The sequence below is a fragment of the Exiguobacterium sp. s28 genome (genome assembly GCF_018618135.1).
GTDB lineage: Bacteria > Bacillota > Bacilli > Exiguobacteriales > Exiguobacteriaceae > Exiguobacterium > Exiguobacterium mexicanum_A.
This window is the reverse complement of record NZ_JACSLL010000022.1, coordinates 1-6,904: the sequence shown is the minus strand read 5'-3', so window position 1 is coordinate 6,904 and position 6,904 is coordinate 1. Positions and strand designations below refer to the sequence as shown.

The following is a 6,904-nucleotide window of genomic DNA, read 5'->3' as shown; positions in this document are numbered from 1 at the left end:
CTCCACTTTCTTTTTTTTACACTTTTTTAAGCCTGGAGTTGTACCCAAGCCCGGCTGAAGGGGACGGACTCGAAATCCGTTAGGAGTCGTAAGGCTCGCGTGGGTTCGAATCCCACCAACTCCGCTTGTTTTGGCATCTGCATGGGCAGATGCGTTTTTTTTATGGTCGTAGACTCCGGTCTGCGGCTTTTTTTGTTTGTAGCAATCCGACGAAATCTGGCTAAGCCGCGCGTAAACCGGGAATCTACATAGAGTAGACTATAGTGGCGCGTAAGGAAGGAGATGAGCGTCATGGATTGGATTGAGATGTATATCGATGAGGTCGTACGGCATGTTCCTCCGAAACGGCGCGAGGAGGCGGCTACCTCGATTCGGCAATCGATTGAGCTGGCATTGCCCGAACATCCGACTGAGGCGGAAGTGAAACGAGTGTTAGAAGAGATTGGGCATCCAACCGTCGTTGCCGCACGTTATAAGGAAGGACAGTATGTCATCGGACCACGCTTTTTCCCAATGTATGTGACCGTAATTAAACTTGTCGTTCCAATCGTCTTAGCCGTCGTTTTCTTCGGTCTCGTGTTGTCTAGCATGCCAACGTTCTCAGGACCGCTTATGCCGACGATCGGCACATTTTTGACGAACATGTTCGATGCGCTATGGGAGGTCGGGATTCAGCTCGTGTTTTGGATTACGCTCGTCTTCTTTTTGATTGAGCGCTATGCACCTGATGACGTACCGGCGCCAGATATGAAATGGGATGTGTCCAAGCTGAAAGAACGGGTGAAGGGCGGTCGAATCAGTAAATTTGACGCAGGGTTCGGGTTGTTTTGGACAGCCGTGTGGTTTGGCGTGTATATTAACGCCGAACAGTTACTAGGGATTTATGAATCTACGAACGCGGGGTTCACGATGATCACTCCCATCTTCAATCAAACGTTCCTGATGGATGTGATTTGGTTATTTGTGACCGTCATCTTGCTCCAAGTCGTGCTTGGGGTATGGAAATGGATGAACGGACATTGGACGTATGCGCTCGCTTCGTTTAATTTGATCTACAATATTGCCTCGGCAACGTTCATCATCTGGATGGCCAGTTCCCCACAGTTACTCGATCCACGATTTTTGAACTGGATCGAGACGAACGTTCCGAACGGCATGCTCTCGTTCGATTGGGTATTTGGATTGGTCGTCGCCATCACGATTTTGGCCGCAGTGTTTGATTCCATCGACGGTTTCCGAAAAGCACGGAAGACGCCGACGTACCGGAAACCTCATATCGCCCACACATAAAAAGAAGGTGCACCGCTCAAGCGAACGGTGCACCTTCTTTACTTATCTGACTTTCGCTTCGCGAGCAATCGTCAATTGTTTCTCGATTTTCTCCAAGATGAGTTCAACCGAGTTAGGGTCATTGATCAAGTCATACTCTTCGATTGAGAGACGAAGTACAGGGCAAAGGTTGAAGTTGTTGATCCACTCCGTATAACGAGCGTACATCTCTTCCCAATATGTGATCGGTGTTTGTTGTTCCATCTCGCGCCCGCGCATTTGAATGCGGTCGAGTACTTGCTCGAATGAGCCTTCAAGATAAATGAGAAGGTCAGGGTGTGGGAAGAATGGTGTCAGTACCATCGCTTCAAACAAACTTGAGTACGTCTCATAGTCGGTTGGAGACATCGTCCCTTTTTCATAGTGCATCTTGGCAAAGATGCCAGTATCTTCGTAAATCGAGCGGTCTTGGATAAAGCCGCCGCCGTATTGGAAGATTTTTTTCTGTTCTTTGAACCGTTCAGCCAAGAAATAGATTTGAAGGTGGAAACTCCAACGCTCAAAATCATGATAAAATTTATCGAGATAAGGGTTCGTGTCTACTTTCTCGAGTGAAGTGCGGAAGTTGAGGGCATCGGCAAGTGAGTTCGTGATCGTTGATTTACCGATTCCGACCATTCCACCGATCGTGATGATCGTATCGTTCGGAATGTTATATTTTTCATTCAGCGTCATTTGATTTTTGCTCCTTTAGTCAATTCTAATTCACGTTCGATCGTCGAGAGGACGTGCGTCAAATCATCCGGGTTTTGGACGAAGTCGAGCTCATCTCCGCTAAACGAAAGAATCGTCACTTCGGGATGCGTCGCGCGGTATGATTCGATAAACGTTTCGTAATCATGAGCGAGCTGTTCGAGGTAATCGCGAGACATGTTCTCTTCTACTTCACGTCCACGCAAGGCGACACGTTTCATCAATGTCTCGATGCTGGCGTGTAAGTAGATGACGACATCAGGTTTCGGCATATCGTGTGTCAAAATCTTATAGATTTGCTCATATTTGTTCAAATGAGCTGGTCTCAGGGAACGGTGAGCGAAAATTAAGTTCTTGAAAATATGATAGTCAGAAACGACGGATTGCTGTTGACTCAAGTGGTGTTTGTGGATATCGTCTAATTGCTTGAAGCGATTGCAAAGGAAGAACATCTCCGTTTGGAAGCTCCATTCGTCGATATCTTCATAAAACTTGCCGAGAAACGGATTCTCTTCTACAATTTCATTCAGCATCTGCATTGAAAAGTGCTGACTGATGATATGGGCCAGTGACGTTTTCCCGACACCAATCGGTCCCTCTACCGTTATAAACATATGATGTCATCCTCCATTATCCAAAGTGCAAGTTCCATTCTAGCATACAATGAAGTGGATAGGGCGAGCGAAATGATTTTCATTTTTTTTCATAATAAGTGATCAGAAACGGAGTGTGTATATGGAACGAGATGAACGATTTATGAGGCTCGCCATTGAAGAAGCAAAGAAGGCGGAAGCAATCGGCGAAGTCCCGATCGGATGCGTCATCGTTAAAGGTGATGAGGTGATTGCGGTCGGCCATAATCGTCGGGAAACCGACTTGTTGGCAGCGGCTCATGCCGAGATGATTGCGATTGAGCAGGCAAACCAGACGCTCGGCAACTGGCGTTTAGAGGATTGTGAACTGTTCGTCACGTTAGAGCCGTGTCCGATGTGTGCGGGTGCCATCGTGCTGTCTCGTGTGAAGCGGGTCATCTTTGGTGCCCACGATCCGAAGGGTGGATGTTGCGGGACGCTCATGAACCTCGTCCAAGACGAACGCTTCAACCACCAAGCCGAAGTGACACAAAATGTTTTAGCAGAAGAGTGTGGCGAGTTGCTGACAGTATTCTTCCGAAACCTTAGAGAACGGAAGAAGCAGGCGCGGCTTGAACAGAGAGGTTGCAACCCATCTGATTAAACAGTATAATGTAATAGCACTCAACGTAGTGCCTAACTTCATTTACCCATTTGCCGTGCTAGGCGGGGAGGTAGCGGTGCCCTGTAACTCGCAATCCGCTATAGCGAGACTGAATTCCGATTCGAGGGAGTGCATTGGTGTGGCCTGTCCTCGTGTAAGTGGCGTTGACGTCTGAGTCCTGCGCAACGGTCACCCATGAACCAGGTCAGGTCCGGAAGGAAGCAGCCTTAAGTGGTGACGTACCGTGTGCCGCAGGGGTGCTTGGGCCGAGCAAACTGCATGAGTAACGCACATTGACGTGCTTTCAGAAATCGGTGCGCGGCAGATTTATTTAATAACTTCAATCTACGGCCCCAGGGTTGTAGATTTTTTTGTATGATGAAATAGAGAATGTAAGGAAGAAAGGAGGCGGGGACATGGCGTATCAAGCGTTGTATCGGGTTTATCGTCCGCAGTCGTTCCAAGAGGTTGTCGGTCAAATTCATATCACACGAACGATTCAAAATGCGTTGCTTGAGGAACGAATGTCACATGCCTATTTGTTCTCGGGTCCACGAGGGACCGGGAAGACAAGTTTGGCGAAAATTATCGCGAAAGCCATCAACTGCGAGACGGCGCCTACACGAGAGCCGTGTAATACGTGCCCGACTTGTATTGCAATCACAGAAGGGACAAGCCCGGACGTGTTTGAAATCGATGCGGCTTCAAATAACGGGGTCGACGAGATTCGAGAAATCCGGGATAAAGTCAAATATCCGCCTTCTCAAGCGCGCTTCAAAGTATATATCATCGATGAAGTGCACATGCTTTCGACAGGTGCCTTCAACGCCTTGTTAAAGACGTTAGAAGAACCGCCGGCGCATGCCATCTTTATTTTGGCGACGACAGAACCGCATAAAATTCCAGCAACTATCATCTCGCGTTGTCAGCGTTTTGATGTGAAACGGCATGAAGTCGGTCAATTGCAGACACGTATGGCATATATCTTGAACGATCAAGATTATGACTATGATCCAGAGGCGCTCAAGCTGATTGCCCGTGCTGCCGATGGTGGGATGCGCGATGCACTCAGCCTACTCGATCAAGCGCTCGCTTTTAGCGATGGCCGTTTGACCGAAGACGCTGTGCTAGAAGTGACCGGCGCGGTGACGGATGATGCTCTGCTCGATATGGCTTACGGCTTACAGCAAAAGCAACTTGATCAAATTTTGAATACGTTGGAAACGATGCTGCGTGAAGGTAAGGATTTGAAGCGATTCATTGAAGATCTCGTATTCGTTCATCGTGACGCCTTACTATTAAAGGCCTCACCTCAAGCGGTCGATTTACTCGAACGCGCTCGCCCGACAGAGACGTTCCGACAATTTGTTGAAGCGACGTCGACAGATGAACTATTCCAAGTGATTGAAGAGTTGAATGATTGTCAGCAACAGATGCGATTATCGAATCATCCGAAAGTTTTGGTGGAACTAACGTTTATTCGTATCGCCGAACAAGGGCGGACGATGACAGAACAGATGAAACAACTTCAAGAGCAGGTCCGTGAACTGAGTCGCGAGTTGAGCGAGGTCAAAAAAACGGGAGTCCCTGCAGCGGAAGCAACAACAGAGAAACCTAAAGTTGCCAAGCGAACTCAAATTCGAGTCCCGAAGGAACGCATCCGTCAATTATTGCAACGAGCGGAACGACAACATTTAAACGCAATACGTGATAGCTGGGAAGATATTATGGGGAATATCCGAACGCAGGATGGTCCAATTTTTGCACTATTCTATGAGAGTGAAGCTGTGCTTTGTGCTAGTGACACCTTACTGGTACAATTTAAAGATGGGATGACGTGGCACTACGAGCAAGTTAGCTCGAACGGTCGCACGCGAGACGTGATTGAACAAGCCTTGTTTGAAGTGACGGGAATTCGTCGAGAAATCATGGCCGTACTAGAGACCGATTGGGTTGAGTTGAAGAATGAGTTCATCCTTCGTAAACAAGCTGAACGTTCGGATCATAAAGAAGAGGAAGTGGTTGAAGAAGATCCACTTGTCTCGAAGGCCGTTGAACGTTTCGGTGACGTCGTTGAAATTGAAGAAGTTTAAAAGGAGGCGCTCTACATGCGTGGAATGGGAAACATGAACAATATGATGAAGCAAATGCAGAAAATGCAAAAAGATATGGCGAAAGCTCAAGAAGAATTGAAAGACTTGACTGTTGAAGGTACGGCAGGTGGCGGCATGGTAAAAGTTATCGTCAGTGGACATAAAGAAGTGTTAGATGTCATCATCGCTGAAGATGCTGTCGATCCAGATGACGTCGAAATGTTGCAAGATCTTGTTTTGGCAGCAGTTAACGACGGGATGAAGCAAGCTGACCAACTCGTTAATGACAAAATGGGACGTTTTACGCAAGGGATGAACCTTCCAGGCTTTTAAGTGAAGAAAGGAAAGATGTGAGTTGCAATACCCTGAAGCGATCGGACGTTTGATTGAAAGCTTTACCAAATTGCCGGGCATTGGTCCGAAAACTGCCATACGTTTAGCATTCCATGTATTAGATATGGAAGAAGACGATGTGCTGACGTTCGCTAAGGCTCTTGTCAGCGCTAAGCGTGATATTAAATATTGTACGGTATGCGGGCACATTACAGATGTTGACCCATGCGCGATTTGTACGGATTCCCATCGCGACGAGACGGTGGTCTGTGTTGTTCAAGATTCTAGAGATGTGATTGCGATGGAGAAGATGCGAGAGTATCGCGGGAAGTACCATGTCTTGCATGGGGCGATTAGCCCAATGGAAGGGATTGGCCCTGAAGATATTAACGTATCGAGTTTGTTGACGCGCCTTCAAGAGAATGAAGCGATTAGTGAAGTGATCTTGGCGACTAACCCGAATATCGAAGGGGAAGCGACTTCAATGTATTTGTCCAGGCTGTTAAAACCGACTGGGATTCGTGTAACGCGTCTGGCGCATGGTTTACCTGTAGGCGGCGATTTAGAATATGCGGATGAAGTGACCTTATCAAGAGCGATGGAAGGTAGACGCGAACTATGAGATGGTTTCGCAAACCTCTCCGAGACGGATATGACCAACGATTTTTGTTAGAGCTGTTAGATGCTAAGGCGAAGTACGAATCGAAACGTCACATACTTGAAGTGAGTATCGAAGACACTGGGGAATTAGCAGCGCAAGTTAAACAAGCGGAAGCATTGTACTTCTTTTATTTAAAAGAGGCGAAGCAACGCAAAGTTTCACTTTCGAATTTAAGATCGTAAGGCGAGATATTCCATCTCGCCTTTTTATATGCCGAATGGTTAGGTCCATTCAACGGTCACTTTTTTCTCTATATAATGAAGGAACTAGAAACGCGTTCATCATTTCCTACAAAAAACGCAGAGACTGAAAAATAATTTAAAGTTTTTCTGAAAAAGCTATTGTGTATTCAAAGTTTTATTGATATATTAATAGACGTCGCCGAGAGCGGTTTTAAAAATCTAAAAAAGATATTGACTTCTCGTTAATAGCTTGTTAAGATATTTAAGTCGCCAAGAACGACAGACGAACTTTGAAAACTGAACGATGAGGCAAAAATGTTTTACAATTTTTGAATGAAGCGCAAGCTTCGTCATTTTTAAAGAGCTATATCAAATTC

The 6,904-nt window shown here is 46.5% G+C and carries 8 protein-coding genes, 1 tRNA gene and 1 other RNA gene; 8 read left to right on the top strand and 2 right to left on the bottom strand.

What is annotated here, in order from left to right:
* Positions 1-34: 34 nt before the first annotated feature.
* Positions 35-124: transfer RNA gene (locus KNP78_RS15105), tRNA-Ser, on the top strand.
* Positions 125-291: 167 nt separating this feature from the next.
* Positions 292-1,290, top strand: a complete 999-nt coding sequence (locus tag KNP78_RS15100) for a hypothetical protein (RefSeq protein ID WP_214825351.1) — start codon at positions 292-294, stop codon at positions 1,288-1,290.
* 42 nt (positions 1,291-1,332) lie between these two features.
* Here the strand turns inward: KNP78_RS15100 and KNP78_RS15095 are convergent, their stop codons facing one another.
* Together KNP78_RS15095 and KNP78_RS15090 are read right to left on the bottom strand one after the other, a co-directional pair.
* A complete protein-coding gene (locus KNP78_RS15095) occupies positions 1,333-2,004 on the bottom strand; it encodes a deoxynucleoside kinase (RefSeq protein WP_021065290.1) in 672 nt (223 codons plus the stop codon).
* Positions 2,001-2,636: a deoxynucleoside kinase gene (locus KNP78_RS15090; RefSeq protein ID WP_034781893.1), complete on the bottom strand. Its 636-nt coding sequence runs from the start codon at positions 2,634-2,636 to the stop codon at positions 2,001-2,003. Before KNP78_RS15090 ends, KNP78_RS15095 begins: the two co-directional genes overlap by 4 nt.
* Before the next feature lie 121 nt (positions 2,637-2,757).
* On the opposite strand from KNP78_RS15090, the gene tadA reads away from it, so the two are divergent.
* The 6 genes from tadA (at position 2,758) to KNP78_RS15060 (ending at position 6,527) form a co-directional block, all read left to right on the top strand.
* A complete protein-coding gene (gene tadA / locus KNP78_RS15085; RefSeq protein WP_214825349.1) occupies positions 2,758-3,258 on the top strand; it encodes a tRNA adenosine(34) deaminase TadA in 501 nt (166 codons plus the stop codon).
* Positions 3,259-3,311: 53 nt separating this feature from the next.
* Positions 3,312-3,580: signal recognition particle sRNA large type (gene ffs, locus KNP78_RS15080), an RNA gene on the top strand.
* Between the two features lie 94 nt (positions 3,581-3,674).
* The gene (gene dnaX, locus KNP78_RS15075) at positions 3,675-5,351 is read left to right on the top strand and encodes a DNA polymerase III subunit gamma/tau (protein WP_214825347.1); all 1,677 of its coding nucleotides are present in this window, start codon (positions 3,675-3,677) and stop codon (positions 5,349-5,351) included.
* Between the two features lie 15 nt (positions 5,352-5,366).
* A complete protein-coding gene (locus KNP78_RS15070) occupies positions 5,367-5,684 on the top strand; it encodes a YbaB/EbfC family nucleoid-associated protein (RefSeq protein ID WP_034781885.1) in 318 nt (105 codons plus the stop codon).
* A gap of 22 nt (positions 5,685-5,706) precedes the next feature.
* Positions 5,707-6,306 (top strand): recombination mediator RecR, encoded by a 600-nt coding sequence (gene recR / locus KNP78_RS15065; protein WP_021065285.1) that lies wholly within the window; start codon positions 5,707-5,709, stop codon positions 6,304-6,306.
* A complete protein-coding gene (locus KNP78_RS15060) occupies positions 6,303-6,527 on the top strand; it encodes a YaaL family protein (protein ID WP_034781883.1) in 225 nt (74 codons plus the stop codon). Before recR ends, KNP78_RS15060 begins: the two co-directional genes overlap by 4 nt.
* The last annotated feature ends 377 nt before the right edge of the window (positions 6,528-6,904 follow it).

Coding starts and splice junctions, on each gene's coding strand:
- KNP78_RS15100 (WP_214825351.1), top strand. CDS start 292: ATGGATTGGATTGAGATGTATATCGATGAGGTCGTACGGCATGTTCCT.
- KNP78_RS15095 (WP_021065290.1), bottom strand. CDS start 2,004: ATGACGCTGAATGAAAAATATAACATTCCGAACGATACGATCATCACG.
- KNP78_RS15090 (WP_034781893.1), bottom strand. CDS start 2,636: ATGTTTATAACGGTAGAGGGACCGATTGGTGTCGGGAAAACGTCACTG.
- tadA (WP_214825349.1), top strand. CDS start 2,758: ATGGAACGAGATGAACGATTTATGAGGCTCGCCATTGAAGAAGCAAAG.
- dnaX (WP_214825347.1), top strand. CDS start 3,675: ATGGCGTATCAAGCGTTGTATCGGGTTTATCGTCCGCAGTCGTTCCAA.
- KNP78_RS15070 (WP_034781885.1), top strand. CDS start 5,367: ATGCGTGGAATGGGAAACATGAACAATATGATGAAGCAAATGCAGAAA.
- KNP78_RS15060 (WP_034781883.1), top strand. CDS start 6,303: ATGAGATGGTTTCGCAAACCTCTCCGAGACGGATATGACCAACGATTT.